The organism is Parazoarcus communis SWub3 = DSM 12120 (assembly GCF_003226565.1).
Classification (GTDB): Bacteria; Pseudomonadota; Gammaproteobacteria; order Burkholderiales; family Rhodocyclaceae; genus Parazoarcus; species Parazoarcus communis.
In genome coordinates, this window is record NZ_QKOE01000118.1 from 1 (window position 1) to 499 (window position 499).

Genomic DNA, 499 nt, shown 5'->3' on the forward strand with positions numbered 1-499 from the left:
GACCAGGGTCGTGCCATGCACCAGTTTCGCCGCATCGGTCAGCAGTGTGCCGTCGTTACGCGCCAGCAGCTCCAAGCCGTCGAAGATGCCTTCGGATGGATCGTGCGGCGTGGTCAGGGTTTTTTCCAGCCGCAGCTCCCGGGTACGATCGTCGACCACGACGAAGTCCGTGAAGGTGCCGCCGATATCGGTGCCGATGCGGAACATGCCTGACTATCTCTCCCCCGTTCTGACGCGTGACATCGCAGGACGTGGCGCCGTGCCGGGCTCGCCCCGGTTGGAATTGGAAGCCGATACGGCGACGCCCATTTCCTCGAAGAACCGCGCCGCGCCGGAATGCAGCGGCGCCGTCAGGCCGTTGATCGCGAATTGCGCATCGACGCGGCCGTAGGTCGAGGACGAGGTTTGCGTCAGCGCGGCACGATGATGGTAGATCGAGCGTGCGACGGCATAGACCTCGTCGTCCGGCGTATCCGCACGACAGGCCAGTACCGTGGGC

At 64.9% G+C, this 499-nt stretch carries 2 protein-coding genes; both read right to left on the reverse strand.

Features of this window, described 5'->3' with window-relative positions; all coding sequences use genetic code 11:
* Positions 1 to 207 (reverse strand): hydantoinase/oxoprolinase N-terminal domain-containing protein (locus tag DNK49_RS23325; RefSeq protein ID WP_133255182.1); only part of this gene is annotated, 207 nt, incomplete at its 3' end.
* Between the two features lie 6 nt (positions 208 to 213).
* On the reverse strand, positions 214 to 499 hold a 286-nt coding region (locus DNK49_RS23330; protein WP_207807118.1), incomplete at its 5' end, for a TAXI family TRAP transporter solute-binding subunit.